This window comes from Bradyrhizobium cosmicum, assembly GCF_032290525.1.
Lineage (GTDB): Bacteria > Pseudomonadota > Alphaproteobacteria > Rhizobiales > Xanthobacteraceae > Bradyrhizobium > Bradyrhizobium cosmicum_A.
The window spans coordinates 1-258 of the sequence record NZ_JASXTA010000351.1 but is presented as its reverse complement, the minus strand read 5'-3'; the positions used below and the strand labels follow the sequence as shown (position 1 = coordinate 258).

Sequence of the window (258 nt, the reverse complement as noted above, 5' to 3'; positions counted from 1 at the left end):
CGGTTTCAAGAGCGTGGAAGGAGCCTGTCGGCGAAGCTCCTCACGCATTTCTTCGAAATTCACCTCAATCTGATTCAACGCGTAATACGCACGACGTTTGGCAACGACGATGCTGTCAGTGCTGAGCGATCTCCAAACCTCGCTTTTACCCAGAGCCTGTCGCAGGTCCGCCGGAACCCGCTTGCGAACATGATAGTTCCCCCGCTTCTTGGCGAGATATGGATGCTGCTTGTGTAGACGACCTGTGGGGACACCAGC

General features: G+C 55.4%; 1 protein-coding gene. It reads right to left on the bottom strand.

All coding sequences use genetic code 11. From position 1 onward, the window contains the following. Window positions 1–165: DUF6538 domain-containing protein (locus QSV46_RS41660; protein WP_409997297.1), on the bottom strand; the 165-nt coding region annotated here is incomplete at its 3' end. Window positions 166–258: the final 93 nt, after the last annotated feature.